The following is a 26,619-nucleotide window of genomic DNA, read 5'->3' on the forward strand; positions in this document are numbered from 1 at the left end:
ATTTTTCCTTCCATTTTTTCATACTTACGTCAATAGAAGCGGTTGAATAAGATAGCGGCTTAAGGGGACAATATTCGAAAGAGGCAAAGGACAAAATCCACTTTAAAAATCTACAAAACAGTTAATGTTGTAAATAATTTTTGGAGGGTAATATGGAATTATCTTTATTCTTAGAGTACGGTTGGGTTTTAGTCATTTTGATTATTTTAGAGGGTTTATTATCCGCCGATAATGCTTTAGTTTTAGCTATAATGGCAAAGCATTTACCAGAAGAACAGCGAAAAAAAGCGATCAATATTGGTTTGCTAATGGCTTTTATATTTAGGATTGGCGCGATCTTCATCATTTCGTTCTTATACAACGTTTGGCAAGTTCAAGCTATCGGGGCTGCGTACTTAATCTTCATCGCCGTAAGACACTTACTAAAAAGGAATGGCAAAGAAAAAGCGAAAAAAGGGAAAAGCTATCGTATGACTGTTGCCCAAATTGCTCTAGCAGATATCGCATTCGCTGTCGATTCTATTTTAGCGGCAGTAGCTCTTGTCGTCGACCTACCTGATACAGCGATGGGCAATATTGGTGGTATGGACGGTGCTAAATTTATTGTTATTGTAATAGGTGCAGTTGCCGGTCTCATTGTTATTCGATTTGCAGCAGGATTTTTCGTTAAGTTATTGACAAAACGCCCTAGCCTTGAAAAAGCTGCGATGTTGTTAGTTGGTTGGGTCGGGGTCAAGTTATTAATGCACACTCTTGCACATCCAGCAGTGAACATTGTTTCTCAAGCTTTTGTCGAAGGTGGAGTTTGGAAAACAATCTTCTGGTCAGTTATGCTACTGATTGCTTTAGGTGGTTGGTTTTTATCTAAAGAAAAAACTGATGAAACAAATTAAGATAATTAAATATTAATGGGAGATCGGAACTTGCGCCCTTACAAGAGACATACCTGAATTGTATAATGTGGATTAGCATAGTAGGTAGGTACCTTCAAGAGGGCAGCTATAATGAGTGGATAACCCATCTGGCGCTCTACTCAAGGATGGGTTATTTTGTGTTAAAAGGTCAATATTGCTAAGAATGTCTCACGGTTTCAACAATTTCCTTGAAAACAGATTGAACTTCATCGGAGCTTTTAATCTCAAATAAATAATCTGCCTCGCCTTCTGATGGCACAATCACGCCGGCTTTTTCAGTCTCCGCCTGTTGTCGAATAAGTACTTCTTCAAAAGTAGAAGCGGTTCTAAATATAGCTGTGCTACGTTGACTATCTGAAACGCGTTCCCAGAGAACATGATCTGGAATATCGAAGTTAACGATAATGCTGATGAACCCTTTGCTCTTGAAATATTCAAGCAAACTCATTCGACCCTTTAGGCAGCGGTTTGAGTTGCATAAAATTAGATGAAAATCAGTTTGATCCACAGCGTACTCGAGAATTGTATTGGAGATGGCGTACTTGATTGTGTTTGGTCCTTGTTTTGGCATTAAAGTTTTATAATAGTTATTGATGAATTCAGCATGATTATCTTGATCAATTACCAATGAGTTGTGCAACTGTTGTTCCAAAGCTCTAGCAAATGTAGTTTTCCCGCTATGGGTCTTACCGACAGTTATGATTATTAATCGCTCCATTTACTTAACTCCATTCTATAAAGTGTTTAAAGATGGTTTTCTCTTTAAGAACTTCGACAAGACACGATTGGTTTCCTTGTATGCGATATCCCTGAATTGTATAATGTGAATGAGCATAAAGAAGGCACTACCGCACTTAGATGAAGGAGGAAGGCATGGAAGTTTTTGAAAAGTATTTAGCAGGTATCGATAATCCCGACCATCACGATCGAACAAAAGAAATCTTGGCGTGGGTTGCTAATAAATTTCCGAATTTGGAACCGGTAATTAAATGGAATACGCCAATGTTTACAGATCACGACACATTTATCATCGGCTTTTCTACAGCGAAGCATCATTTGAGCGTTTCACCAGAACCAGCAGGCATTACGAAATTTTCTGATGACATTGCACAAGCTGGCTACAGCGCTACCAAAGGTTTGTTTCGAATTCCGTGGAATGAGCCGGTAAATTACGAATTGCTTGAGAAAATGATTGAATTTAATATTCAGGATAAGGCAGAATATATGAGTTTTTGGCGGAAATAAATCTCTGAATCGTTTATTATGTATTGAATAAACTAAACAATAGCAGGCCCCTTCAAGGGGGTCGGCTACTTGATAGGAGTAATCCATCTGAGCCGTTATCTTCAGGATAGGTTATTTTTTTATTGTGTTAAATGACAGGGGAAGCATTGTACTTCATCCTTCCTTATTGCTACAACTCTTATATTGACATGGACACCATCCCCTTTCTTACGGGAATGGACCGACCACCTTTGAGTTACCTATTTTATTGAACTTCTTAATATACCACGCGGGCGTTCTGATATTCCCTTAATCCAGATTGTTTCTACCACCCCACATTATTAAAAATACTCATAAATCTTGAAGTGTTATATTGGCTTCATGTGCAAAGTTCGCACTAGCCCATTCACCCTCACTCTTAAATAACTCATAAACGGCCTCACGGTCCATCGTCGGTTCATCTATCCAATTTAGCAGGGTACGAATAATAGATTCTTTATCTGGGAAGTGATGGATAATGACTTCGGATTGCTCGTGAAGACGTGTTGTCCAAATCTGAGAACGCACCATAACCATTGAATAGTATGTTCGAATGAGTTTTCGAGCAAAGTTTTGTGAAAATGTTTTAAAATCTTCATTTGAAGCTATTTCTAGCCTATTTAACGTTCGAGCAAGAACATCATAAATATCACCATTGAAGCGAATGGCTATCTCCGGTGTAAGTTTATACGGACCAAATCGCTCTCCTAGATTCTCTCCGTATACACAAACACAAAGTTCCTTAAGAAATGCATTTTCATAATAATTTGAGGGGTCAACTGTATAGTCATAATATGCAACAGCTATACCAACTTCACGAACCAGCGAATGGTACTTATGAGACAGCTCTCTAGCAATATTCTTTAATTCAGCCAACTTAACGGAGCTCAGTTGGCCATCAAACATAGCAATTAGATCTAAATCTGATTCAAAAACAACCGCTTCACCTCTGGCTACGCTGCCGTACACATAAACACTGTGCAATTGTCGATCAAACAAATTTCTAAGACTCTCGACGGATTTTCGAATACAAGGTACATAGACATTATCAATTTTATCTCTACTAACATCACTTACAATAAAACCATCAGAGTCTAGACCATATCCAGGCCTTAAAATCACCATCCTAAGTCCCCCTGTTATTTCCGCACTCCCCAAATTACACATCACCAACATAATGTGAACAAACAAGCCTCCTATTGAAGTATCCTTGCCCGTTAATTTAAATGCATTTCTAGACCCTTAGCGAGCCACGGAACCCTCTGGCTGCGTAGTAGGATTCTGCCCCATTGTGGTACACAAAGACAGTGTCGTAGCGACAATCACAAAAGATAGCCCCGCCGAGTTTTCTAATATTAGCAGGGGTTTGCACCCAACTCGAACTTTTCATATCGAATTTCCCAAGTTCTTGCAACGCTCGATATTGTTCTTCCGTTAAAAGTTCGATTCCCATGGCGGTTGCCATATCAATAGCATTATTTTCTGGTTTATGTTTTTTCCTTGATTCTAGCGCTTCACGGTCGTAACAAACACTTCTTCGGCCTTTTGGACTCTCCGCCGAACAATCATAAAAAATGTATTCGTCATTCTTTATGTCATAATCGACAACATCTGGTTCTCCGCCAGTTCTCTCCATCTCATTAAGCGACCATATTTTTTCAGGATTAGCATCCAGCTTTTCTTGGACCTTAGCCCATTCAAGTCCTTCATGGCGGTTCATATTTTTCTCGAAACGTGCCTTCAATACCCCGAGTAATTCTTCACGTTGTGCTAGCGATAACTCCTTATTACTTCCCTCTGTCATGTTAGTTTCCTCCTAAATTATATGCTTACAAATTGGCTCGTTTGCAGAAGATTATACTTACTAAATATGTATTAGATTTGTACAATAAGTATAACATTTTTATATTTAAAATCGTACCTGTGTGCCCAATACTGCTTTATTGATCGAATCATTTGATAATAGGATAATTAACCTTAAAATCCTCAAAAAAAAATGCATGTCTTCCTCCGCATTGCTAATACTACCCTCGAACAGGAGGTTAGTATATGGAGGAAATTACGTATTCAGAAGCTGTATTACAGGAATATAAAGTTGGAATGGGTAGTTTCGCAGTAAATATGCCGGATATTGCCAGCGCATATAATGCGTTCACTGAGGCATGTTTCGAAGAAGGCAAATTGAGTCAGAAAGAAAAACAGCTAATCGCACTCGCCATTAGTGTCCGTACCCATGACGAATATTGCATCGTCTACCATACAAATGGTTGCCTGGATGCGGGTTGTACTGAAGAAGAAATGATGGAAGCAATCGGAGTAGCTGCGGCTCTAGGTGGCGGTTCCGCAATGAGCCAAGGCGCAATCATTTGGCAGAATGCACTTGAAGACTTTACAAAAACCGTTCAATAACACGGAACAGCTACCTGATCAGGTGGCTGTTTTCTTGTTGCAACCAAATCATCCATGCCGCGGATATAATCGTCACCCACTAACAAGTGAACCGCAGTATTGGCAATTATCAACTTGTCCCTTTTCAACTTTATTATTCGCGCCGCACCCGTTACAAGGTACGGCTATCATTTCTACTTTATGATTCTTTACTCTTCCTTCAACTTCAGCTTCATTTGCAAAAACAATTTCATCTCGATGGTAATTAATATAAGCATCCTCAAAAAAACCTTTATTAATCATTTCTTGAATATCCTTAATTGCAATATCATGTGATACGGGAATCGCCGATGAAATCGTCGCAATGGATCGTACTCTTTTATTTACAATAATATCGATGTACTTTTTATATTGGATTGCTCTTATCGATGACTTTTTCCCGAAATAAACCAATGTTAGTCCTAATGAAACATAAAACAACATACCGAGTGTCCCACTAATAACGCCATCTTCCATCAATGATGTCCATGAGAATACCCCCATAACTGCAATAATCCATCCCCATATCATCATTTTTCTTCCAGACGACAGTGACGCTTTCTTATCAACGCTCAGTTTTCTAACAAGGAAATAAACACCTATTGGCCAAAAAATAATTAATAGAAAAATAATAAGCGGCCAGGAGTGGGTTTTTATCGGCTTATTATAATCTGATGTCATTTTCTCTCTCCCCCTTCCCCAGATCCTAGAAATTTTGATACATCGTAATAAAGCTGGATGTATATTTAACTATCGTCATCGCGCTGAAGGACTTGCTTGTCTCGTAAGATTTTTGCAGATTCGAATACGCTCTCCCCTTCTATCATAAGAAGAAAGCGTGTGAATTCTTTATCGGCTAACTTAGTACCCGCTAAGTTTTCTCTGTTCAATCGATTCATTTGTTTTCGGAAGTTAGCTTGAAGCGAATCGACATTCGGAATAATCGCAGGTTCATAGCCATTTTGTACGAGCTGTTCGATTAGTTGATCTTCTAATTGCTGCTCAGTTAATGTCGTCATCTGAGTACCTCCTCCGGAAGGTTATCGTTCAGTTTGGCGTGAATTGTAAGATATTGTATGATACTTTCATTCTACCATAAATAGTGGTGCATTTGTCTGATTATTCACTTTTATACTTTTTTAAAGGATTTTGACGTACTACTATTGAATAGTAATTTGTAGATGTCTTTTTATAATAGAACTATCCGTTTCGAAACATGGTAGGAGTGAATCTTATGAAGTTTGCTGTCATTACCGATATCCACGGGAATGCGCCTGCGTTAGTAGCCGCTCTTAATGAAATTGATAAGCGGAATGATATTGAACATATCTATTGTCTTGGCGACATGATTGCGATTGGACCTGATACAAATGCAGTGTTGGAATTGTTATTTTCCCGAGACGAGATTTCAATGGTTACAGGTAATCATGATGAAGCGGTTCTTGCTATTATCAAAGGTGAGCCACACCCTCTAAGTCACCCTCATGTAAAAGAACACCATCAATGGATCGCTGAAGGAATTGATGAAAAATTCATTGATAAACTTGATGGGCTTCCGCGATTTATTCGAAAAAACATTTCTGGACGATCGGTCTTTTTCACTCATTATCATGTGGATGCCAAAAAGATGGATGCTCATATTAGCGATGATCCTTATGCTCGGATTGTTCAGCCGATTCTTGAAAATATGGTTGGTTTGTTCGGTCCGCAAAATGTTGATTTAATCTGCTTTGGCCATCATCATCCAGTTCACTTTTTTAAAGGAGAGCATACAACTTATTTAAATCCTGGTTCACTAGGTTGTGCTAAGAATTCGGTTGCAAGATACGCAGTTGTTACGATTGAAGCCGATGACATTCAAGTGGATTTGCTCGAAGCGGAGTATGATAATACAGGTTTTCTAATGTCTTATGAAATATTAAATGTTCCAGCCCGTGATTTTATTTTGAAGGCGTTTCATGGGGATCAGTTAAAAGGGAGTGAATAATTATGGGGATTACTGGATTGGGCGGCGTGTTTTTTAAGTGCAATGATCCTGAAAAACTTCGTGAATGGTATCATGAAAAGCTCGGGTTATCGTCGGATCAATACGGAAAAACATTTTTATGGGGTGACGCGGAAGGAAGTTCTGTATGGGCGCCATTTGCCAAAGATACAACTTATTTTAGCCCGTCAGATAAAGAGTTTATGATTAATTTTCGAGTGAATGATTTAGCCGCTTATCTTGAGGAAATTCGATCGAAAGATGTTGAGGTTGTTGGAGAATTGCAAGTTGAAGTCTATGGAAAGTTCGCGCATATTTTGGATTTGGAAGGTAATAAGATTGAGTTATGGGAACCGATTGATTCTGCGATGAAAAGTTAATATGAAATAAAGTACCAGGTTCCAACGATTATTATCATCGTTATGAACCTGGTACTTTTTAATTTATAATTGCCGCTTCGTTTTTCTCGAAAAGTATAGCAAGAATAATCCAATGGAGAGCATGATTGTAGCGCTTGAGGAGAACGGCAAACCGATAATCTCAGCGGCTGCGCCTGAGATGAATGACCCGGCTACTGCCCCTAAAGAAAAGAATGCATAAAAAATCCCGTAAGCTTTTCCACGATCGATTTTCGATGAAGCATCCGCCACGATTTTGTTCATTGACGGAAATACAAGAGCAAACCCAACGCCGTATACGCACATTAAGAGATAACCAATTGTTGAATTCACAGTGAAGTTTAGCATGATATGAACGAACGAAATGAGACTGAGCCCAATGACGACTAAAGAGATTGGTGCGAAATGATCGTACATTCGATTTAATGGCGTTAAAAAAACGATTAAGGCGACTATGCCAAATGTACTCAATAATAGTCCCGTCGTTTCAGAGGTTAAGCCCATATCTGCAACCTTTAACGGCAGAGCAAATGCCAATGTTCCGTTACTAATCATTAATGCAAATGCAGCCAAGGAAGCTTGGAGCAATAAAGAATCTTTTAAAAGCGGCATAAAGTGTTTAATGGAGACAGCACTTCTTTCTGTTGCCGAGAAGGATTCTTTCACAAATTTCAATAATAATAATGTTGTGATGAAAAACAACACCGCTACGAGTACAAAAACATGCTCGACCTCGGATCTTGCAGCCATAATTCCGCCAATGGCCGGTCCAATAATTGCTGCAGTTCCAATACATGCGCCTGTAATCGCCATCGCTTTTCCCCTTGAACGTTTGCTCGTTTGATCACCAACATATGCGAACGCTGCAGGTATCAATACCCCCCCTGCCAATCCGTGAAGAAACCGAACGATAAAGAGTTGCTCACCTGTTTGCGCATAGGGATAAAGGAGCAATATAATCGATGCGGCCAACATGCCGATAAATAGCATCCTTTTGCGTCCAAATCTGTCTATCCAATGTCCGCCTATAATATTACCTATCATATTTGTTAATGAATAAATGGCAACAATTCCACCGGCTAGTAGATTGGATGCGCCTAGCTGCAAGGCATACGGTGTTATGATTGGCAACTGGATAAATGTATCTAGAAAAGAAACCATAATAATAAAATAAAGCATTCTAGTCATGAACTAAATCCTTTCAACTATTCTTCACTTCAATCATACATGAATTGGAGAGTTTTTTAACTTAATTGAATTGCGCCAGCAGGACGGATTGTTTCTCACTTCATATACGTCCAACCACCTATTTTCTCTAGTTTATTAAGATTGGATTCGGTAAAAATGTAATTTATTTATCGGAAAGGGACAAGTAGCCCGGTTCTCATGAGACTTCTCGCATAAGTTAAGGTGTCAACTCATATATATAATAGGTATATAGCTGTATTCAACACAGCTTTTTGGGAGGAGGAAATGATTAAATACTTTTTACTCATTCTATTGTTGTTCATATTAGGAGGTTGTGAAACCGAGGAAAGTCTACCAGACAAAACGGTAACTGCAGATGAAGTTAATAATAAGTCGGAAACGAAAGAACATGATAACGAAGTGTTTCCTATAGAACAAGGCAGGAATCGTAATGAATGGACACTTGTCTGGAATGATGAATTCCGTGACGAATCGTCATTGTTGAATTGGAATTTACAAGATTGGCCTTCGGATAAAAACGGAGAATGGCAATATTACTCGCCTGCCAATATCAATGTTTACAATGATATGTTGCGAATCGAAAGTCGAAAAGAACGATATAAGGGGCGTGATTATACATCAGGTGCGGTAACAACAGAGCGTATTTTTGAATTCACATATGGACAAATTGAGATTAAAGCCAAAATCCCGAAAGGTAAAGGGGTTTTCCCCGCATTTTGGCTTGTAAATTCAAATGAAATTAATTGGTTGCCTGAGATAGACATTATGGAAAATTTAGGGCAATATCCAAATGAACTGCATCATGTCGTTCATTGGGAGAATTCTTCTGGAGAAAAAAAGCGTGATTATTTTAAGTACACCAGCGAATACATTGACTTTTCCGAGGACTTTCACATTTACGGGCTCCTATGGGAGGAAGATAAAATTGTGTGGTTAGTAGACGGAGAAACTGTCTATGAAACAGAAGCATTCTCACCAAATTCTCCCCTATTCATATATCTAAACACAGCCATCGGTGGATTTTGGCCTGGAGAACCCGATCCATTAGATGATTACCCAAAAGAAATGCTAGTTGATTATGTACGGGTTTTTCAAAAAAAGAATGGGAGACAGTAATGGTTTATTTGTATATAACACTTGTTATATTTGTAGCTTTTATCATTTTTCAAAGTATGTATATTCTAATTCCTTTATTTAAGAAGGAAAATCGACATAAAATTAAACGGAATTATAGCTTTTCAGTACTTGTTCCCGCATTTAATGAGGGGAAAGTCATTTCCCAATGCATTTCAGGATTTCAACAACTCAATTATTCGGCTGCTGAACTGATAATCATAAATGATGGATCGACAGATGATACATTAGCAATTTTAAAACAAAAATTGAAATTACTACCATATAAATACTATAGTATGTCTGCAAAACTAAAGCATAATCACATTATAAAAGTATATGAATCAAGCATCTTTCCGAATATTTACGTCATAGACAAACTTCAAGGCGGGAAAGCTGATGCCTTGAACGCGGGGATAAATTTCAGTGTGAATGAAGTTGTTATCACCCTGGATGCCGATAGCATTTTGGATCAGAATTCATTGCTAGAAATGAATGCAGCTTTTCAAGATTTTGACACAATTGCTTGCGGCGGGAATGTTTTAATAGCTCAAGCTTTCAATGGCGAGATGGATAATTTAAAGCCGACTTTTAAGATTAGCGGCATAATTAGATATCAATTCTTGCAATATTTAACCGCATTTTATTTGCACAAACGGGCCCAGGCTTCACTGAGAACGATTAGTGTTATCGCGGGAGCATTTGGTGCATTTAGAAAAGAGGTTTTAGTCGATATCAATGGCTTTAGAAATACAATCGGAGAAGATATGGATATTACCCTAAAGCTTCATTTATGGATTAAAGATAATGGCGGGCACAAAAGGATATCATTCGTTCCCACAGCGATGTGTTATACCGAATGCCCCACAACATTAATTGATTTATTTAAACAAAGAGTCAGGTGGCAAAAAGCTTTTATAGATTGCTTGATCTATTACCGTAGATTTTACTTTGTTCGGTTATCAAAACGATTTTCTATTTTTTTCCTCTTAGATCAATTCATTATCGGAACGTTAAACGCATTTCCAGTTGTCCTAATGCCTCTCCTTCTAATCTTCCATAAAGGACACTACATATTATTCCTGCTATTTGGAACAAGTGCAGTTCTTCTCTTTATGTATCAAAGCATAACAACGATTTACGTTAGTTCCGTTCATGGAATAAAGTTTTCCAAAGTAGATATATTCAGGATACTGTTATTTCTCCCTATTGAAATTTTTGTTTTTAGACTGGTGAACTTATCATTCGTTATCTATGGAACGTTAACGTATTTTTACCAACCACAAAAATGGAATAAGGTGGAAAGGTCCGGTGATTTAGATAAAATGAATGTGAAAATAACATGAAGAGTCACTTACCTAGAATAGCAATCGCTTCTGGATTTTTCACTTTGCTAGGGGCACTTATTTTTATAACCATATTTATTATTTCAGAATATAATTTACTATCAAAGGAACATGCAGGGCTTTTTCCTCAACATCACCAATTCCCGTTAGCTAATTGTGATGTCGGTTCACAAAAAACAGTTAGAACTTTTCCAACTGGAGAAAAACAAGCCGCAAGTGTGCCTGTTCTTACATACCACCGCATTTTAAAAGAGAGCACTATTAGTAAACAGCATTATATTGACGGGGAAATAAATCCGATGATCGTGACAAAAGAGGAACTTGAAAAACACCTCAAATATTTAAAAGAGAATGATTTTGTCACATTAACTCTAGCGGAATTGTATTTGTTTTTGCTTGGAGAAATAGATATTCCGGATAAAAGTGTTTTGCTGACATTCGATGATGGCTATAAGGATAATTTTGTAGAGGCATATCCGTTATTGAAGAAATATGATTTTACAGCTGTAAATTTTGTTATTACTGGAAAGGTTACAAAAAGAGTTCAACCATTTAAACCGAAAGAGGTCCAATACTTTAGCATAAAAGAGTTAAGTAATGCATGTGACGTTTTTGACTATCAGAGCCATACGTATAATTATCATAGACGTGAAAATAGTGTGCAAAATATAGAAGTTTCCTATTTGAATTCAAGAACTGATGATGAAGTAACGAAGGATATTCAAAAAAGCATCCACAATTTGAACGGTGAAAATCTCGCATTCGCTTATCCTTACGGCGAATACTCCCCTTCAACAATAAAAATAGTGAAGGATTTAGGATTTAAAATGGCGTTTACAACCGAAGATCGCGCAGCATCCCCGGATGATCACCTGTATGAACTCCCAAGGTTTAATATTTTGGCAGCTACATCCTTCGAAACTTTTATGGAATATGTAAGTAATTAATGCCCCTAAACAAAGCGTACTTGTTTTGGGGCATTTTTCGAATGAAGTTCGGCTATAGATTCCATGTAAACCATCTCCCATGCGCATCGGTTTCTCCGAGTACTTTTTTGTGTTCTGTCTTGTTTATATAGTAATCCAGATGAAGTTTTCCATCCCAAATATTATTGTAGATGTGGAAAATATCCCTCTTATCACCAATATTCTTGATAACATCCAGCAATTTGTATTTCATCTCAATTGGCATTTGATTTGCCACATGGGTATGAAAAACACATATCACTGCGTCGTCGGGAATGCGTTCAGCAATTTCCGGGAGAAACTCTACTCCATCCCCTTTGATGAACACGATTTTATGTTTGTTTTTAATCAGGCAATTTACTGCTTGATCGAATAATTCTCTTCTGGCTTTATGCTCTGGCCAAATTAATGATTTTAACCATAGCAAGTCTTCTTCATTTGTAACATCATTTATGTGAATATCGATTCCGATTCTTTGTGTGACTGGCGGACTTTTCACTAGTAATTCAGGATGATTATCCCCTTTGATTTCTGATTGAATAGAAATACCAGATTGACTATTGCCATATATGATATCCGATTGATAATCATAACTATATTGATCCCAAAGAAGCTGAAAACCTGCACTCGTCCCAATTTCAATAAGAGCAAATGGTTTTTTCGTTAAATTGTATATATGGGAAAATACGGGATAAAGAAATCCACATCGCCTTGCTTCATTTGTTTGGACTAATTTCACTTTCAAAAGTCTAATTAGTTCTTCACGATAAAGCAGGCAAAAATCTTTAAAGTGAGAAAAAGATTCTTCATGATCCTTTGGATGTTCTACCATGCTAGGATAGTAATCTCTTAAAGAATGTTCTTTACCTTTATATAATAAAAACTGAACGGCTCCAAAAAACAAATTCGGAACGGGTTGACCTTCCCTAGAAAAAGAGCATAATTCAAGTAATTCACGATCCCCGGCTATTTGTTTGGAAAGACATTCATACAGGCTGCTTGAACTTTTGCATTCAGCCTCCGAAAAACTCCAAAATTCATTGGATAATTTAGCAATGCTCACAAATATTTCCCTCCGATAGCGTTAATGCAAACACCCCGATCCATCACTCTTTTAATAGAGATTGGGTTCGGGGTATATTTTCCGACTTCTTTATACTCAGTCTTATCTCCCGTCACTCTTCGGGTCAAATGCATCGCGAAGTCCATCCCCGATAAAGTTAATCGCAAGTACGGTAACTAATATTCCTAAACCGGGCGGTATCCATGCTTCCGGGTGGTAGCGAAGTATACGTATACTTTGCGCCTCGGAAATCATATTTCCCCATGTCGGTGTAGGTTGCGGAATTCCAAAGCCGATAAAACTTAAAGCCGATTCAATAATAATCATCGAAGCCATCATCAATGTTGCGTTTACAATAATCGGACCAATTGCATTGGGTATGAAATGCTTGAAAATAATTCGTGTATCACTTGCACCGATTGCCCGGGCGCCTAATACAAATTCTTGCTCCCGCAGCGAAAGAAATGTTCCTCTGACTATCCGGGTCAAGGTTGGCCACGAGGTAATAGCTATGATTGTGACAAATATGCCAATCGTAATCTTTTCCATTAAGGCAATAATCGTTAATGCTAATACTAAAAACGGTAAAGCAAGAACTAAATCCGTTAATCGCATGATTATATTATCAACGATTCCGCCGTAATAACCAGCGATAGCACCTGTAATAAGGCCAATGACTAAGGTGAATACCATAGCGCTAAATCCTACAATCAACGAGATTCTAGAGCCGTATAGCAGTCTTGAGAAGTTATCTCGCCCCGAGCCGTCTGTCCCTAAAATATGTTCACTAGTCGGGCTTTGTTCAATTGATAATAAATCATGTTGTTCCGGATCTTGGTCTGTCAAAAACGGGGCAAAAATAGCCATGCAAATAATGATGAAAAAGACGATCAGACCTACAATTGCCAATTTATTTTTTAGAAAACGTCGAATCGCCAATTGAAGCGGACTTCTATGTTTTCGGTCTATAACCACTTCTTCGTTTGGATCTACACTCATTGGATCAATTGGAGTCGGCTGAACCATACATATCCACCTCAATCATAACGAATTCTCGGATCTACAATGCTATAAAAAATGTCTGCTATTAAGTTTCCGACGAGTATCGCTACACCTAATAAAAGAGCAATCGCCATAACGACAGGATAATCCCGGTTCGTAATCGCATTAATAAATAACGTTCCTAGTCCCGGAAAATTAAATACCTGTTCTGTAATAATCGCGCCACTTAAAATTGCGCCAAATTCAAAACCCATTAATGTAATAATAGGAATCATTGCATTTCTTAACGTATGCTTATAGAGTACGTTGCGGTCGCTCATGCCTTTAGCCTTTGCGGTTCGGATATAGTCACTTCCAAGTACATCTAACACTTCTGAACGCATATAGCGCATATATGAAGCAGTACTGGCTAGTCCTAACGTAAGTCCTGGTAGAACCATATGGTGAAGCCGATCTTTAAACTCCGCAAATCCAGAAAGATCATTTGACGTTAATGTTCCTTGCGCTGGGAACCAACCCATTTTTATAGATAATAAATAAATGACAACAAGTCCAAAGAAGAAGTTTGGAATCGCGAGTCCTGCAAATCCAAAAGTAGTTGCACCGTAATCTAACAATGAATAAGGTTTTCTAGCAGAATAGATACCTATTGGAATTGCGACTACTAATGTAATTCCAAGAGCAACTATACCTAAGTATACGGTGTTCAATATTCGTTCCTTTATCAAACTTTGAACGGAACGACCGTTAAAAGTGATTGACTCCCCAAAGTTCCCTTGGGCAACTTCTTTAGCCCAATTCAGATATTGGATAGGCACTGGTTTGTTAAGACCAAGTGCTTCTCGTTGCTGTTCATAAACTTCTGGGTTTATGTTCGGATCTAAAATCTTTCCAGTAAAAGGATCGCCGGGTGCCGCCTTGGCCAAGCCAAATACAATGATGGACAACGCTAATAACATAGGGATAAATACTAATATTCTTCTAATAATATATTGGTACATACTACGAGCCTCCCTTGAAGGAGGAGAGTATGCAGTAAATCGCATACTCTCAATTTTTTCCTTCTAGTTATTATTAATCATTAACCCACCAAGTATGGGAATCTCTGTACATAGTTTGCGGCAGGATTTGGACGTTTTGAATTCGGTCATTGTAAGCCCAAATGCTATTTTGTGCATAGAGCAGGAATGCCGGCAAGTCTTCTGAGAAGAGCTTCTGCCATTCTTTATAAACTTCAGTTCTGAAACCTTGGTCAAACGCTTCTGGAGCTTTTATTGCTTTATATAGCAACTCATCTGATTTAGGATTGTTCCAGCGTGAGAAGTTATAAGCATCTTTAATACCCCATAGACCAAGTGGATCTGGATCCGCGCTTCCTAAGTTCCAACCAATCAAGTATAGATCCCAGTCAGTATTGTCTTTAGTAAGTCCATCCACGTAGACTGACATATCTTTTGGCTGACGAAGGTCGACCTGGATGCCCACTTCTTTTAGATAATCGACAATTAGTGGTGCCGACTTTTCACGAATTTGGTTTCCGACAGGGTACTCCATATTTAGTACCCATTTGTTACCGTCTGGGTCTTCACGGAAGCCATCGCCGTCTTTGTCGACATAGCCAAGCTCATCTAGTATTTCTTTCGCTTTGTCTGGATCATGCGTATAGTTGGTACCTGCGTTTTCATCGTATGCCCAGAATTGAACTGCAATTGGCGAGTTGATTGGTTGGCCACGGCCGTGAAGTAGACCTTTACCATGTCCTTCCCCTACGAGTCCATCGCGATCGATTGCCCATGCAATTGCCTGTCTTACTTTTGGATCAGCAATTTTCTTGTTCGGAACCCAATTATCTGGCTCAATTGCACCAGCTGCGACATCTTCTGCTGTACGGTGGTTCAATTTGAAGCCTAATAGTTGATAACCAAAGTCAGCTTGCTCGGCAATTTTAATGTTCTCATAGTCATTTACCATATCGTAGTCCGCAGGATCAATTCCTCCTGGAGCAGCGATAAAGTCAATTTCTCCTTTTTCAAGTAAACCTGTCATGACAGACTGTTGAACAATTTTCCAAACAATTTTGTCTAAATTCGGTTTTCCTTGCCAGTAACCCTCGTGACGTTCGAGCGTATATTGCTCGCGTTCAATCATATCCGTGAATTTAAATGGTCCAGTTCCGATAACTTTCCCGCCTTGAGTAGATTCTTCTGCTTTCGGAATGTCAGCTACAGGAATATCTTTGAAAATATGTTCCGGAATAATCGGGAAACCTGTGTAATAAAGCGGCATTACATTCGGCTCAGCGAATTTGAACGTAACTTGGTAGTCACTATCCGCTACAACACCAGGAAACTCATCTGATTCTCCAGAAACATAATCCTCGTAACCTAAGAGTGGCTCAACGTAGTTTGTACGGACTCCGCCTGCAGCTACATAATCAGGATCCGCGATTGCTGTGTATGTGTACACAACGTCTTTCGCAGTAAACTCTTCCCCATCATGCCATTTGACGCCTTCTTCAAGTGTAAATGTAATTTCAGTTTGGTCGTCGTTCGTTTCCCATGATTTTGCCAAAGCTGGGATAAATTCAAGTTTTTCGTTTTGGGAAGTAAGACCTTCATGTGTAAAATCTAGAATATTCGATTCATAAGCTTCTTCATAAAAAATAGGGTTGAACATACCTGCTGGTGCCGTATGCATCGCACCTGTTACCGTACCGCCTTCTTTTGGTCCATCATCCGTAGCTTCTTCATCATCTTTTTCATCATCTTTGTTAGTGTCTTCAGTAGTAGCATCATCTGGTTTCTTCGTATCTTTGTCACCTTCTGCATTGCACGCTGCCAACACTAAACCAAACATCAATACTAAAATAAGTAAAAACAGACTACTCCTATAACGTTTCAACAAATTAGTTCCCCCTCTTCATTTTTTATTCAAAATTCTCTATTTTTCATGTCTTGCCCTGTATACATCACCCCCTAAAAGTAATTAAATTCATTTTTCCGTGTATAAATGACAGGCAACAAAATGATTTTCTTCCAACTCTATCAGTTCGGGTACTTCGGAAGTGCAACGATCATATGCATATGGACATCTCGTCCTAAATGTGCAGCCAGACGGCGGATTCGCCGGACTCGGCAAATCTCCCTGCAGCTTAATCTTTTCCACCTTTTTAGCTGGCTCTTTATCAATGTCAATGACGGGTATCGAAGATAGAAGGGCACGCGTATAAGGATGAAGCGCATTGTTGTAAAGCGCTTTCTTAGATGCAAGTTCTACAAATCTACCTAAATACATAACGGCTACTCTATCACTAATATGCTTGACTACACTCAAATCATGCGCGATGAATAAATAAGTTAGACCTAATTCCTCCTGAAGATCTTTCATGAGATTTAATACTTGTGCTTGGATTGAAACATCCAAGGCAGACACAGGTTCATCGCAAATGACAAATTTCGGATTGACAACAAGTGCTCGTGCTATGCTTATCCGTTGTCTTTGGCCGCCGGAAAATTCATGCGGATATTTTTGCAAATCGCCTTTACGTAATCCTACTTTAGTTATTATTTCCGAAACTTGTTTCACTCGATCTTTTTTAGATAGAAGCCCCTGTACTATCAACGGTTCTTCCACAAGTTGTCCGACGCTCATTTTGGAATTTAAAGAAGCAAAAGGGTCTTGGAAAACGATTTGCATATCTTTTCGTTGCGGTCTGATTTTTCGTTGGCTCAAGTAGGATATATCCACATCATCAAAAACCACATTTCCTTCTGTAGGATCAAGAAGTCTCAGAATAACTCGTCCTAATGTTGATTTTCCAGATCCTGATTCACCGACGACCCCTAATGTTTCTCCTTTGATGATTGAAAAAGAAACGCCGTCCACCGCTTTTACTTGGCCGATCGTCCTTTTTAAAATACCTCCTTTTATCGGAAAATATTTTTTTAAATTTTTAACCTCTACTAAAATATCTTTATCGGTTCTATTATCTAGATTAGAACTTTCCAAGTTTCGTTCAATCATCGTCATTTGTACTTCCTCCATCCTCGTAAAGATAACAACGGACAAAATGGCCCGTATCCAGTTCCTTTAATTCAGGGTTTGATTCTTTACATTTGTCCATTACAAATGGACAACGGGTTGCAAAACGACAACCTATGGGGAAGTTATATGCGGGTGGAACCGTCCCTTTAATCGTTCCGAGGCGATCCACATCTTCGTCTATCTTTGGCAAACTTGCCAACAAACCTTGAGTATATGGATGTCTAGTAAGCTTTAATAGTTGTTTAGTAGGGGCTTGTTCTACAATTTGGCCACCGTACATCACCATTACACGGTCCGTATATTCATAGACAACACCTAAATCATGCGTGATGAGTAAAAGTGCCATTTGAAACTTTTCTTGCATTTCAACCATTAAATCAAGAATTTGTGCTTGAATCGTAACATCTAAAGCTGTTGTGGGTTCATCGGCAATTAAAAGCTGAGGGTCGCATGATATAGCCATTGCAATCATTACACGTTGCCTCATACCGCCAGATAATTGGTGCGGATATTCTTTCATTATTTCTTCAGGTCTCGGAATTCCAACAACTTTTAATAGGCTGACAGCTCGGATTTCGGCTACACGCCTATTAACTTTCTTATGCTTTCTAATGATTTCTGTTATTTGATTCCCAATGGTGAATACTGGATTTAAAGCGGTCATCGGTTCTTGGAAGATCATCCCGATGTCGTTTCCTCGAATCGAAGTCATCTGTTTCGGTTTTAATTTCAATAGCTCCTGATTATTCATTGTTATCGAACCTTCAATGATTTTCCCTGGTTTATTAATGAGTTGCATAATTGATAATGCGGTGATGCTCTTTCCACTACCCGATTCTCCAACAAGAGCGACAGTCTCCCCTGGAAATACTGAAAATGAAATTCCATCAACAGCTTTGGCAACTTGATTTTGGTTCAAATAAAAATAAGTTTTCAATTGTTCAACATCTAGTAGCGGTTGCATACTCATAAGAACACTCCATTCAAAACTATTTTACTTTTGGGAGAAAACGGAACAATTTGGTTAAATTCATTGTTGCGACAATTGACTACATTGTATTCGTAACTATCGCAATTGTCAATCTGATTTCACTAAATTTAATTTATAATACTGAATATTTTGTCGAAATTTGTTTGAGACATGTATCTTATAAAAAATATTCCCCAAACAAGGTGGTTGTTGCCATGTTTGGGGTAGTTTGTTATTGTTTTTTATTTTTGTCATCTCTTTCCCAAATCCGTAAATACGGAAACGGATCAAAAGCCCATTCAGTTCTTCCGTTATATTTGTACATTGCGTAATGAAGATGCGGTGGAAAACGTCCAGATGTTCCTTCTTTACCGTATCCTGAACTTCCAACATAACCAAGCACAGTACCTGGTTCTACAATGTCGCCTTCTTTTACTTCTTTATTAAAACCGGAAAGATGCGCATAGTAATGATACGTATTGTACATATCCCGTATGCCTACTCGCCAACCGCCATAATCATTCCATCCCATTACTTCAACAATTCCGTATGAGGTTGAAAGAACTGGCACACCATAATTAGCAAATAGATCTGTTCCTTCGTGTATTCGCCTGCCGCCCCAGCCCCTAGAGACACCCCATGTACTTCGGTAACTATAGTGTGCGCGAACTGGCAAAGGAAAAGCGCGTTCATCTAAATTTAATGTTTGAAAATGCTTATAAAGTGTTGAAATCGTCATAATTTGATTAACGGTTTCTTTGCGGTCATAAAAATCCATCAAAGCTTGTTTCACACTATTTTCCGTAGCACCATAAGAGCTAATATATGTTGCTATCGTATAGAGTTTGTCATCAGGATTTTCTGAATCGACAATTCCATCATTGTTTCCATCTCGTCCATATCCGTTGAAAAAGGTGATGGAAATTTCAGACGTATCTACGTTGGAAGGATTCAGGGCACCATTCCAAAATTCGCTCGGAAAGTATATAGAGATTGGACCCTCGCCCTTGGGAATATCAGAACGTACGGCTTGTATATTTCGTTCAAATTGATCAATAGCAGCTAAGTAATACCAAGGTAAAAACGGATTGCTGTTTTTTACGTAATACGCCATCCTTTCTTCTAATTCTTGCTCTCTTGTTTGTTCCTCTTCAGCTAATGTTTGACAAGGTGCAAAGAGGAATAGTGCGAATGCAAAAAACAATAGGCGATAGAAAACATTCAAACAAAATACCTCCTTTTGAGTATGTTATTTAGAGTCCCCCATTTCGATTGTTTCATGATTGGAAATATTTTTTTGAAAACGAAAATAAGCACTCAAGAATTGATTTCTTGAGCGCTTTCTTCGTTTCCTTATTGACGATTAGTACTTAGTGCCGACATCGCCGTATTCGTTTAATAGTTCTGCAAAACTTTTGTTCTTTTCACGTTCTTTTCGTTCGAGGCGAAGTTTTTCTTGACGTATTTCTTCTTTTTCACGTTCCACAGTTGTTAACTCGGTTTTCACTGATTTTAATTTTGCGAGCATGTCATCGTCTAGGGAATCAGACAGTGTTGGCGTTACATTGTCTTTCTTTGCAACTTGTTGACGGTTTCCGTTTCTCCTTTTTGCTGACATTAAAAATTCACCAACTTTCTATCAAGGACGTTTTACAATCGTTGCAACACCTTGGCCTCCGCCGATACAGAGTGTTGCGAGTCCAGTTTTTGCATCTCGGCGTTTCATCTCATGAAGTAATGTTACGAGGATTCGCGCGCCGCTTGCGCCGATAGGATGTCCAAGCGCGATGGCGCCGCCGTTAACATTAAGTTTTTCATGATCAAATTCAAGTTCTTTATCAACTGCAATCGATTGGGCTGCGAATGCTTCGTTGGCTTCGATCAAGTCGATTTCAGCTAGTTCCATATTTGCGCGAGCCAATACATTTTTCACCGCTTGAACCGGGCCGATTCCCATAACTGAAGGATCCACACCAGCACCAGCATTCGCTTCAATCGTTGCAAGCGGCGTTAAACCGAGGTCTTCTGCTTTTCTTTTTGACATGATAACAAATGCTGCCGCGCCGTCATTGATTCCGGAAGCATTTCCGGCCGTTACGCTGCCATCCCGTTTAAATGCCGGACGCAGCTTTCCTAGTTTTTCTGCAGTCGAGCTACCGCGGACATACTCATCCGTATCGAAAATTATCGGATCGCCTTTTCGTTGCGGAATTTCAACGGCGACAATTTCATCTTTAAATTTTCCGGCTTCAATTGCAGCAGCTGCTTTTTTCTGTGAATTCGCGGCGAATACGTCTTGTTCTTCGCGAGTTATTGAATAGCGATCGCATAAGTTTTCCGCTGTAATTCCCATATGATAGTCATTAAAGGCGCACCATAATCCATCGGAAATCATGCTGTCGACGACTTTTTGATCGCCCATTTTATACCCTTCGCGCGCATTCTTTAATAAATACGGTGATTGGCTCATATTTTCCATGCCGCCAGCGACGATGATGTCTGCATCACCTGAAACAATTGCCTGACGTGCCAGATGAACCGCTTTCAAGCCAGAACCGCATACTTTGTTTATCGCCATTGCAGAAACTGTCTCAGGCAGTCCTGCTTTAATAGCTGCTTGTCTAGCTGTATTTTGTCCGAGACCCGCTTGCAAGACATTCCCCATAATGACTTCATCAACGAGCTCCGGTGCAACTTCAGCACGTTCTAGCGCTTCTTTAATAACGGTTGCCCCCAAATCAACTGCCGATACATCTTTTAATGAACCAAGAAACGATCCAATCGCTGTTCTTACCGCACTAACAATGACTACTTCATTTTCCATTTCTAAATTCCCCCTTAACTATTTGCACCTTAATTTGCTTGTCACTCCATCTCATCATTATAATAAAAATGAGGAGGGATGGTATGTTTATTTTACCAAACAATGCAACAATAATCGAGGTCGGTCCACGGGACGGACTTCAAAATGAGAGCAAATATGTCCATGAGGCGGATAAATTGAGGTTTATTAGGGCATTACAAGGGGCAAATATTAAAGAAATGGAGTTAACATCTTTCGTTTCTCCAAAATGGGTTCCGCAAATGGCAGACGCTAATGCTATTTTAAAAAACACACCTTCAATTGGGCGGCAATTCGTCCTTGCTCCAAATGCAAAAGGGGCAGAATTGGCGCTTCGAGCAGGGGCACGTAGTATCGCGGTATTCGTAGGCGTAAGCAATACGTTCAATCAAAAAAATATCAATCGCACAACTGATGAAAGCATGGATGCACTTGTACCCGTTCTTGCTCGATTAAAAGATGAAGGGGTATTTATACGTGCGTGTATTTCAACTGCATTTTACTGTCCTTACGAAGGTAAAATCCAAATCGATGCAGTTGTACAATTATGTGAAAGGTTTGTCGCAATGGGGGCCGATGAACTCAGTGTCGCGGATACAATAGGGATGGCCAATCCTCAGGAAAGCTATGCACTATTTAAATCTTTAAAAGAGAAATTTCCAAACACATTAATAACTGCGCATTTTCATGACACGCAAAAAATGGCGATGGCTAATATATATGCTGCACTTCAAGCGGGAATTGATCGTTTCGATACTTCCGCTGGCGGATTGGGCGGTTGCCCTTTCGCTCCCGGTGCAACTGGTAATGTAGCAACGGAGGATGTTGTGAATATGCTTAATACACTAGGCATTGAAACAGGAATCGATGTGAAAAAAGTTTGCGAGGCTGTCTCACTCATTGCGCCGCATGTATCTAGACCGATTGAAACGGGTATGTATCGGTTGTTTAGGAATGGACAGCTGTAAGTAGGAGGAGAGTTTTGTGAAACGGCGCATCATCTATATAACCGGTGTGATTTCTAGCGTAATTGCTGCTTTTTTAACCCTTTTCGGATTTATCGTGACAAATCGGCTTATGTATTTAAAAATGAAGGATCCTGACGTTATTATGAAACGTGAAATATTGGCAAAACGGTTTGATGAAAAGTGGTATGAGACCGTGAGAAAAGAAGGCCTTTGGATTCATTCACCAAATGGTTATTTGTTAAATACAGTTTTTTTAAAGCCGCTAAATACGAAGAATACAGTCATAATTTGTCATGGAGTGACGGAAAACAAAACGAATTCGATTAAATATGCCCGATTATTTGAACGTCTGGGTTTTAACTCCGTCATTTATGACCATCGGCGACATGGTGAATCCGGCGGCAAAACTACGAGTTTCGGGTATTATGAAAAAGTGGATTTACAGGCAATCGTGCATTTTATCCGTGACGAAATCGGCGAAGGTGCATTGCTGGGCATTCACGGAGAATCCATGGGCGCCGCGACGACCATCCTTTATGCCGGAACATTTGATGATGATGCGGATTTTCATATTGTAGATTGTCCGTTTTCCGACTTTACAGAGCAAGTCCTGCATGTTTTGCGTATGGAGACGCCGCTTCGGAGTGCAATGGCTTTACGTATAGCAAATTTATTTCTAAGAATGCGAGATGGTTACACTTTAGATCTTGTTTCTCCACGGGAAGTAATTGAAAATGTTAAAAAGCCGATGCTGTTCATCCACAGTATGAAAGATGAATTTATCTTGCCGTATATGACAAAGGAATTGTATGAAGCGAAACCTGGCGACAAAATGCTGAAACTTTTCGAACAAGGGTCTCATGCAAAGTCGTTCAATGACAATTCCGAGTCGTATGAAAGTACCGTTAAAGAATTTCTATTGCGATTCGGTTTTCTATCAAAATTAAACACCCGCTAAATTTTTAGCGGGTGTTTAAATGTTATTTTTTTTTCTTTTTCTTTTCTTTTTCGCTAACCTTACTCATTTGACTCATCATCTGGTTAATCCTCTTTTGTGAAGGTTTTTGCCCCATCTGCATCATCATCATTCGTAGCATATCTTCATTAATCGGCGGGTTCTCTTCTAAGTATTTCATCATATATTGACGTGCAATGAAAAATCCGAGGGCCACACCAGCTAATAGCGCGACGACTGCTATGACAATTACCCATATCGTACTCATCCGCTATACCTCCTTCACTTCAGTTGTCCGTTTTTTACGGTTCCATGAAGGATTATACAATACTATTGACTGATATACTACCTTTTCATCGAAATATCGCTGCAGTTTTTCTTTCGCTGTCTGAAAACTTGATCGGTTTCAACCATCCCCACTCGCCGTTATTATCCATTACTGCAAAAAAACGACTATCTACTTCGGACAACGCGACAAATAAGTCCAGGTCTAACATTCGAGATCCATCACAAAAAACCGAAAGAGAATAAGCTGAAAGTGAGATTAGGATGGAGCCTTTTACAGGGTGAGTCAATTTATACTCCCCATTTTCCCGTTCAATTGTTTCAAATACTTTACTCAGATTTGAAAGGATAGCTTCATCTATTACTTCAGGCTCGATGACGTCGCATAAATAATGAATTTCTTTTAAATCATTATTTTGCTCGCCGTTCTCTTTCAGCAAATCGTATAAAAGTTGTTCTCGTCCAATTACGAATGGTTCGTATTCCTTTTTCACTTTATATATTCCGTACAATCGCACGACCCCCACCTCCTCATATGTAGAAGTGTATCTGTTTAGTTCTGAAAAGTCTGTCATATTGCGCGCTGGAAATTAACTAGTTTTGTCGAATTTTGATTCATTACATAGTTTCCTGTATTTTCAGTTATTTTATCATGAAAACCAGCAAAAATACAACTATTAATTATATATTTCCATAAATATTTGAAAAAAATATTCCAAAATCCATGGTTCGACCAGGCTTTTGGAATACTATTGCTACTTATTATTTTAGTAAGTTTTTCACTTTCGAAACAACATTTTCTTCAGTGAAACCGTATTTTTCCATCACGATGTTTCCTGGGCCACTTGCTCCGAATGTATCTATTGCCAATACATCGCCTTCGTCGCCAACATATTTATGCCATCCGAGTGATGAACCCATTTCAATCCCAAGACGTTTTTTCACGTCTTTCGGAAGAACGCTTTGTTTGTATTCATCATCTTGTTTTTCAAATAAATCCCATGAAGGCATAGATACGACACTTACATCAATATCTTCTGCTTTTAATTTTTCTTGTGCTGCTACAGCAAGGCTCACTTCAGATCCTGAAGCCAAAAGAATCGCATCTGCTTTTTCTTTCGATGCTGGAGATACAACGTAAGCACCTTTTGAAACTCCATCAAGCGCTAACTCTGCTGTCTTAGAAAGTACAGGCAAGTTTTGGCGCGACAAGACAAGAACTGTTGGATTCTTTCTTGATGAAACGGCCATATTCCACGCTGCAGCTGTCTCATTTGCATCAGCAGGACGAATAATTGATAATCCAGGCATCGCGCGAAGTGACGCCAAATGTTCAACCGGCTCATGTGTCGGGCCATCTTCACCCACAGCAACACTATCATGTGTGAATACATAAGTTACAGGAACATTCATCAGAGCTGATAAACGAATAGCAGGACGAACGTAGTCACTGAATACGAAGAACGTTCCGCCAAATACATGTAAACCGCCGTGTAGCGCCATTCCGTTTAATGCCGCTCCCATTGCAAATTCACGTACACCAAACCAAATATTACGACCTGAATAATCAGAAGGCAAGAAGGCGCCTGATTCTTTAATTGTTGTATTGTTTGAACCTGCAAGGTCCGCACTCCCGCCGAAAAGTGAAGGAAGAATTGGTGCAATTGCGTTAATCGCATCACCTGATGCTGCCCGTGTCGCTAAAGAAGTACCTGCTTCATAAGTCGGAAGTGATTCTACGAATCCTTCAGGTAATTTTCCTTCGATTGCATCACGTAATTCTTTTGCAAGGTCAGCGTGTTCAGCTTCATACTTTTCGAAAAGCTCGTTCCATTCCTGTTCTTTTTGAACGCCAAGTTTTTCAGTTGCTTCTTGGAATGCCTCATAGACACCTTCTGGAACAAAGAAGTCTTCCTCGAAAGTCCATTTGTAATATTCTTTTGTCAGTTTCATTTCATCTTCGCCTAGTGGTGCACCGTGTGCAGCTGATTTACCTGATTTGTTCGGTGATCCGTATCCAATTACTGTTTTAATCTCGATCATTGTTGGTCCGCCGGTATTTTGTTTCGCATCTTCAATTGCTTTTGATAGAAGCTCAACGTCGTTTCCATCTTCAACGCGGATGTAATTCCAACCGTATGATTCGAAACGCTTTTTAATATTCTCAGTAAATGACATATCTAATTCACCATCAAGCGAAATATCATTGCTGTCATAGAGAACAATCAATTTGTCTAATTGTAAGTGTCCAGCTAAAGAGATTGCTTCTCCCGCAACACCTTCCATTAAATCTCCGTCACCACATAGCGCGTACGTATGATGATCGACTACATCAAATCCAGGTTTGTTGTATTTAGCTGCTAGGTGTTTCTCGGCCATTGCCATTCCGACAGCCATGCCAATACCTTGACCCAGCGGACCGGTTGTTGCTTCGACGCCGACTGTATCGCCATATTCTGGGTGACCTGGTGTTTCAGAACCCCATTGTCTAAAGTTTTTAAGTTCTTCCATTGGAAGGCCATATCCAGCAAGATGCAATAAGCTGTATAGGAGCATTGAACCGTGACCCGCCGAAAGCACGAAACGGTCGCGGTTGAACCAGTTTGGGTTAGATGGATTATGGTGCATATGTTTAGTCCACAATGTATATGCCATTGGAGCAGCACCCATCGGTAAGCCAGGATGTCCTGAATTGGCTTTTTCAATCGCATCAATCGATAATGTTCGAATTGTATTAATAGCTAATTGGTCAATATTTTGAGTCATGAATGATGTTCTTCCTTTCTTATGTCAAATCTGTTTTCTAGATAGTATTCATCTTATAGTTTAGACAAAGCACACGATAATTACAATTTTTTTGTGGATTTTTGC

Annotated in this window: 28 protein-coding genes; 10 read left to right on the forward strand and 18 right to left on the reverse strand. The window is 39.2% G+C overall.

The annotated features are described in order from the left end of the window. Positions 1 to 152: 152 nt before the first annotated feature. Positions 153 to 893 carry a TerC family protein gene (locus tag G8782_RS04105; protein ID WP_172369622.1) on the forward strand — a complete coding sequence of 247 codons (741 nt, stop codon included), beginning with the start codon at positions 153 to 155 and terminating at the stop codon, positions 891 to 893. Between the two features lie 178 nt (positions 894 to 1,071). Here the strand turns inward: G8782_RS04105 and G8782_RS04110 are convergent, their stop codons facing one another. Then, positions 1,072 to 1,632, reverse strand: a complete 561-nt coding sequence (locus tag G8782_RS04110; protein WP_172369623.1) for an AAA family ATPase — start codon at positions 1,630 to 1,632, stop codon at positions 1,072 to 1,074. Positions 1,633 to 1,787: 155 nt separating this feature from the next. On the opposite strand from G8782_RS04110, the gene G8782_RS04115 reads away from it, so the two are divergent. Then, on the forward strand, positions 1,788 to 2,159 hold the full coding sequence (locus G8782_RS04115; RefSeq protein ID WP_172369624.1) for an iron chaperone: 372 nt from the start codon (positions 1,788 to 1,790) through the stop codon (positions 2,157 to 2,159). 330 nt (positions 2,160 to 2,489) lie between these two features. Here G8782_RS04115 and G8782_RS04120 read toward each other — a convergent pair whose 3' ends face one another. After that, a complete protein-coding gene (locus G8782_RS04120; protein WP_172370207.1) occupies positions 2,490 to 3,302 on the reverse strand; it encodes a nucleotidyltransferase domain-containing protein in 813 nt (270 codons plus the stop codon). Between the two features lie 109 nt (positions 3,303 to 3,411). After that, complete coding sequence (locus G8782_RS04125; protein WP_172369625.1) at positions 3,412 to 3,981, reverse strand: DUF4256 domain-containing protein; 570 nt, start codon at positions 3,979 to 3,981, stop codon at positions 3,412 to 3,414. A 245-nt stretch (positions 3,982 to 4,226) separates the two neighbouring features. On the opposite strand from G8782_RS04125, the gene G8782_RS04130 reads away from it, so the two are divergent. Further along, complete coding sequence (locus G8782_RS04130) at positions 4,227 to 4,586, forward strand: carboxymuconolactone decarboxylase family protein (RefSeq protein ID WP_172369626.1); 360 nt, start codon at positions 4,227 to 4,229, stop codon at positions 4,584 to 4,586. Between the two features lie 72 nt (positions 4,587 to 4,658). On the opposite strand, the gene G8782_RS04135 is transcribed toward G8782_RS04130, so the two are convergent. Beyond that, positions 4,659 to 5,285, reverse strand: a complete 627-nt coding sequence (locus tag G8782_RS04135) for a hypothetical protein (protein ID WP_172369627.1) — start codon at positions 5,283 to 5,285, stop codon at positions 4,659 to 4,661. A gap of 65 nt (positions 5,286 to 5,350) precedes the next feature. Beyond that, positions 5,351 to 5,623: a PDDEXK family nuclease gene (locus tag G8782_RS04140; RefSeq protein ID WP_172369628.1), complete on the reverse strand. Its 273-nt coding sequence runs from the start codon at positions 5,621 to 5,623 to the stop codon at positions 5,351 to 5,353. A 215-nt stretch (positions 5,624 to 5,838) separates the two neighbouring features. Here G8782_RS04140 and G8782_RS04145 point away from each other — a divergent pair, with 215 nt between their 5' ends. Together G8782_RS04145 and G8782_RS04150 are read left to right on the forward strand one after the other, a co-directional pair. After that, complete coding sequence (locus G8782_RS04145) at positions 5,839 to 6,591, forward strand: metallophosphoesterase family protein (RefSeq protein ID WP_172369629.1); 753 nt, start codon at positions 5,839 to 5,841, stop codon at positions 6,589 to 6,591. 2 nt (positions 6,592 to 6,593) lie between these two features. Beyond that, entirely contained in the window at positions 6,594 to 6,968 is a 375-nt protein-coding gene (locus tag G8782_RS04150; RefSeq protein ID WP_216667756.1) for a VOC family protein, read from the forward strand. Between the two features lie 63 nt (positions 6,969 to 7,031). Here the strand turns inward: G8782_RS04150 and G8782_RS04155 are convergent, their stop codons facing one another. Further along, positions 7,032 to 8,174 carry an MFS transporter gene (locus tag G8782_RS04155; RefSeq protein WP_172369630.1) on the reverse strand — a complete coding sequence of 381 codons (1,143 nt, stop codon included), beginning with the start codon at positions 8,172 to 8,174 and terminating at the stop codon, positions 7,032 to 7,034. A 285-nt stretch (positions 8,175 to 8,459) separates the two neighbouring features. Here G8782_RS04155 and G8782_RS04160 point away from each other — a divergent pair, with 285 nt between their 5' ends. From G8782_RS04160 to G8782_RS04170, 3 genes are read left to right on the forward strand one after another with little or no spacing between them, the layout of a single operon-like run. Further along, on the forward strand, positions 8,460 to 9,311 hold the full coding sequence (locus G8782_RS04160; protein ID WP_172369631.1) for a glycoside hydrolase family 16 protein: 852 nt from the start codon (positions 8,460 to 8,462) through the stop codon (positions 9,309 to 9,311). Then, positions 9,311 to 10,654 carry a glycosyltransferase family 2 protein gene (locus G8782_RS04165; RefSeq protein ID WP_172369632.1) on the forward strand — a complete coding sequence of 448 codons (1,344 nt, stop codon included), beginning with the start codon at positions 9,311 to 9,313 and terminating at the stop codon, positions 10,652 to 10,654. Before G8782_RS04160 ends, G8782_RS04165 begins: the two co-directional genes overlap by 1 nt. Further along, positions 10,651 to 11,601 (forward strand): polysaccharide deacetylase family protein, encoded by a 951-nt coding sequence (locus tag G8782_RS04170; protein ID WP_172369633.1) that lies wholly within the window; start codon positions 10,651 to 10,653, stop codon positions 11,599 to 11,601. The genes G8782_RS04165 and G8782_RS04170 overlap by 4 nt, the downstream gene beginning before the upstream one ends. Positions 11,602 to 11,653: 52 nt before the next feature. On the opposite strand, the gene G8782_RS04175 is transcribed toward G8782_RS04170, so the two are convergent. The 9 genes from G8782_RS04175 to G8782_RS04215 form a co-directional block, all read right to left on the reverse strand. Next, positions 11,654 to 12,682, reverse strand: a complete 1,029-nt coding sequence (locus G8782_RS04175) for a DUF2332 family protein (protein ID WP_172369634.1) — start codon at positions 12,680 to 12,682, stop codon at positions 11,654 to 11,656. Between the two features lie 102 nt (positions 12,683 to 12,784). Continuing rightward, positions 12,785 to 13,708 carry an oligopeptide ABC transporter permease gene (gene opp4C, locus G8782_RS04180; RefSeq protein ID WP_425505469.1) on the reverse strand — a complete coding sequence of 308 codons (924 nt, stop codon included), beginning with the start codon at positions 13,706 to 13,708 and terminating at the stop codon, positions 12,785 to 12,787. Positions 13,709 to 13,719: 11 nt separating this feature from the next. Then, positions 13,720 to 14,685, reverse strand: coding sequence for an ABC transporter permease (locus G8782_RS04185; RefSeq protein WP_172369635.1), 966 nt, complete (start codon positions 14,683 to 14,685; stop codon positions 13,720 to 13,722). A gap of 73 nt (positions 14,686 to 14,758) precedes the next feature. Then, positions 14,759 to 16,588 (reverse strand): ABC transporter substrate-binding protein, encoded by a 1,830-nt coding sequence (locus G8782_RS04190; protein WP_343034947.1) that lies wholly within the window; start codon positions 16,586 to 16,588, stop codon positions 14,759 to 14,761. 87 nt (positions 16,589 to 16,675) lie between these two features. After that, on the reverse strand, positions 16,676 to 17,713 hold the full coding sequence (locus G8782_RS04195; RefSeq protein ID WP_172369636.1) for an ABC transporter ATP-binding protein: 1,038 nt from the start codon (positions 17,711 to 17,713) through the stop codon (positions 16,676 to 16,678). Beyond that, complete coding sequence (locus G8782_RS04200; RefSeq protein WP_281357886.1) at positions 17,700 to 18,698, reverse strand: ABC transporter ATP-binding protein; 999 nt, start codon at positions 18,696 to 18,698, stop codon at positions 17,700 to 17,702. Before G8782_RS04200 ends, G8782_RS04195 begins: the two co-directional genes overlap by 14 nt. Before the next feature lie 232 nt (positions 18,699 to 18,930). After that, positions 18,931 to 19,923, reverse strand: coding sequence for a M23 family metallopeptidase (locus G8782_RS04205; RefSeq protein WP_425505470.1), 993 nt, complete (start codon positions 19,921 to 19,923; stop codon positions 18,931 to 18,933). A gap of 138 nt (positions 19,924 to 20,061) precedes the next feature. Beyond that, positions 20,062 to 20,316 carry a YqkE family protein gene (locus G8782_RS04210; RefSeq protein WP_172369637.1) on the reverse strand — a complete coding sequence of 85 codons (255 nt, stop codon included), beginning with the start codon at positions 20,314 to 20,316 and terminating at the stop codon, positions 20,062 to 20,064. Between the two features lie 21 nt (positions 20,317 to 20,337). Beyond that, positions 20,338 to 21,522 (reverse strand): acetyl-CoA C-acetyltransferase, encoded by a 1,185-nt coding sequence (locus G8782_RS04215; protein WP_172369638.1) that lies wholly within the window; start codon positions 21,520 to 21,522, stop codon positions 20,338 to 20,340. An 83-nt stretch (positions 21,523 to 21,605) separates the two neighbouring features. Between G8782_RS04215 and G8782_RS04220 the strand changes: the two genes are divergently transcribed. Further along, positions 21,606 to 22,508 carry a hydroxymethylglutaryl-CoA lyase gene (locus tag G8782_RS04220; RefSeq protein WP_172369639.1) on the forward strand — a complete coding sequence of 301 codons (903 nt, stop codon included), beginning with the start codon at positions 21,606 to 21,608 and terminating at the stop codon, positions 22,506 to 22,508. A gap of 16 nt (positions 22,509 to 22,524) precedes the next feature. Then, positions 22,525 to 23,466: an alpha/beta fold hydrolase gene (locus tag G8782_RS04225; RefSeq protein ID WP_172369640.1), complete on the forward strand. Its 942-nt coding sequence runs from the start codon at positions 22,525 to 22,527 to the stop codon at positions 23,464 to 23,466. A gap of 22 nt (positions 23,467 to 23,488) precedes the next feature. On the opposite strand, the gene G8782_RS04230 is transcribed toward G8782_RS04225, so the two are convergent. The 3 genes from G8782_RS04230 to tkt all read right to left on the reverse strand — a co-directional run bounded on the left by G8782_RS04230 (position 23,489) and on the right by tkt (position 26,514). After that, complete coding sequence (locus G8782_RS04230) at positions 23,489 to 23,731, reverse strand: YneF family protein (protein ID WP_172369641.1); 243 nt, start codon at positions 23,729 to 23,731, stop codon at positions 23,489 to 23,491. 85 nt (positions 23,732 to 23,816) lie between these two features. Then, complete coding sequence (gene sirA / locus G8782_RS04235) at positions 23,817 to 24,260, reverse strand: sporulation inhibitor of replication protein SirA (RefSeq protein ID WP_172369642.1); 444 nt, start codon at positions 24,258 to 24,260, stop codon at positions 23,817 to 23,819. A gap of 250 nt (positions 24,261 to 24,510) precedes the next feature. Continuing rightward, the gene (gene tkt, locus G8782_RS04240; RefSeq protein ID WP_172369643.1) at positions 24,511 to 26,514 is read right to left on the reverse strand and encodes a transketolase; all 2,004 of its coding nucleotides are present in this window, start codon (positions 26,512 to 26,514) and stop codon (positions 24,511 to 24,513) included. Positions 26,515 to 26,619 lie beyond the last annotated feature (105 nt).

Source organism: Sporosarcina jiandibaonis (genome assembly GCF_013184495.1).
In the GTDB taxonomy this organism is placed as follows: domain Bacteria; phylum Bacillota; class Bacilli; order Bacillales_A; family Planococcaceae; genus Sporosarcina; species Sporosarcina jiandibaonis.

Excerpts from the sequence above, each read along its gene's own strand:
- G8782_RS04105 (WP_172369622.1), top strand. The coding sequence starts at position 153 with ATGGAATTATCTTTATTCTTAGAGTACGGTTGGGTTTTAGTCATTTTG.
- G8782_RS04110 (WP_172369623.1), bottom strand. The coding sequence starts at position 1,632 with ATGGAGCGATTAATAATCATAACTGTCGGTAAGACCCATAGCGGGAAA.
- G8782_RS04115 (WP_172369624.1), top strand. The coding sequence starts at position 1,788 with ATGGAAGTTTTTGAAAAGTATTTAGCAGGTATCGATAATCCCGACCAT.
- G8782_RS04120 (WP_172370207.1), bottom strand. The coding sequence starts at position 3,302 with ATGGTGATTTTAAGGCCTGGATATGGTCTAGACTCTGATGGTTTTATT.
- G8782_RS04125 (WP_172369625.1), bottom strand. The coding sequence starts at position 3,981 with ATGACAGAGGGAAGTAATAAGGAGTTATCGCTAGCACAACGTGAAGAA.
- G8782_RS04130 (WP_172369626.1), top strand. The coding sequence starts at position 4,227 with ATGGAGGAAATTACGTATTCAGAAGCTGTATTACAGGAATATAAAGTT.
- G8782_RS04135 (WP_172369627.1), bottom strand. The coding sequence starts at position 5,285 with ATGACATCAGATTATAATAAGCCGATAAAAACCCACTCCTGGCCGCTT.
- G8782_RS04140 (WP_172369628.1), bottom strand. The coding sequence starts at position 5,623 with ATGACGACATTAACTGAGCAGCAATTAGAAGATCAACTAATCGAACAG.
- G8782_RS04145 (WP_172369629.1), top strand. The coding sequence starts at position 5,839 with ATGAAGTTTGCTGTCATTACCGATATCCACGGGAATGCGCCTGCGTTA.
- G8782_RS04150 (WP_216667756.1), top strand. The coding sequence starts at position 6,594 with ATGGGGATTACTGGATTGGGCGGCGTGTTTTTTAAGTGCAATGATCCT.
- G8782_RS04155 (WP_172369630.1), bottom strand. The coding sequence starts at position 8,174 with ATGACTAGAATGCTTTATTTTATTATTATGGTTTCTTTTCTAGATACA.
- G8782_RS04160 (WP_172369631.1), top strand. The coding sequence starts at position 8,460 with ATGATTAAATACTTTTTACTCATTCTATTGTTGTTCATATTAGGAGGT.
- G8782_RS04165 (WP_172369632.1), top strand. The coding sequence starts at position 9,311 with ATGGTTTATTTGTATATAACACTTGTTATATTTGTAGCTTTTATCATT.
- G8782_RS04170 (WP_172369633.1), top strand. The coding sequence starts at position 10,651 with ATGAAGAGTCACTTACCTAGAATAGCAATCGCTTCTGGATTTTTCACT.
- opp4C (WP_425505469.1), bottom strand. The coding sequence starts at position 13,708 with ATGGTTCAGCCGACTCCAATTGATCCAATGAGTGTAGATCCAAACGAA.
- G8782_RS04185 (WP_172369635.1), bottom strand. The coding sequence starts at position 14,685 with ATGTACCAATATATTATTAGAAGAATATTAGTATTTATCCCTATGTTA.
- G8782_RS04195 (WP_172369636.1), bottom strand. The coding sequence starts at position 17,713 with ATGACGATGATTGAACGAAACTTGGAAAGTTCTAATCTAGATAATAGA.
- G8782_RS04200 (WP_281357886.1), bottom strand. The coding sequence starts at position 18,698 with ATGAGTATGCAACCGCTACTAGATGTTGAACAATTGAAAACTTATTTT.
- G8782_RS04210 (WP_172369637.1), bottom strand. The coding sequence starts at position 20,316 with ATGTCAGCAAAAAGGAGAAACGGAAACCGTCAACAAGTTGCAAAGAAA.
- G8782_RS04215 (WP_172369638.1), bottom strand. The coding sequence starts at position 21,522 with ATGGAAAATGAAGTAGTCATTGTTAGTGCGGTAAGAACAGCGATTGGA.
- G8782_RS04220 (WP_172369639.1), top strand. The coding sequence starts at position 21,606 with ATGTTTATTTTACCAAACAATGCAACAATAATCGAGGTCGGTCCACGG.
- G8782_RS04230 (WP_172369641.1), bottom strand. The coding sequence starts at position 23,731 with ATGAGTACGATATGGGTAATTGTCATAGCAGTCGTCGCGCTATTAGCT.
- tkt (WP_172369643.1), bottom strand. The coding sequence starts at position 26,514 with ATGACTCAAAATATTGACCAATTAGCTATTAATACAATTCGAACATTA.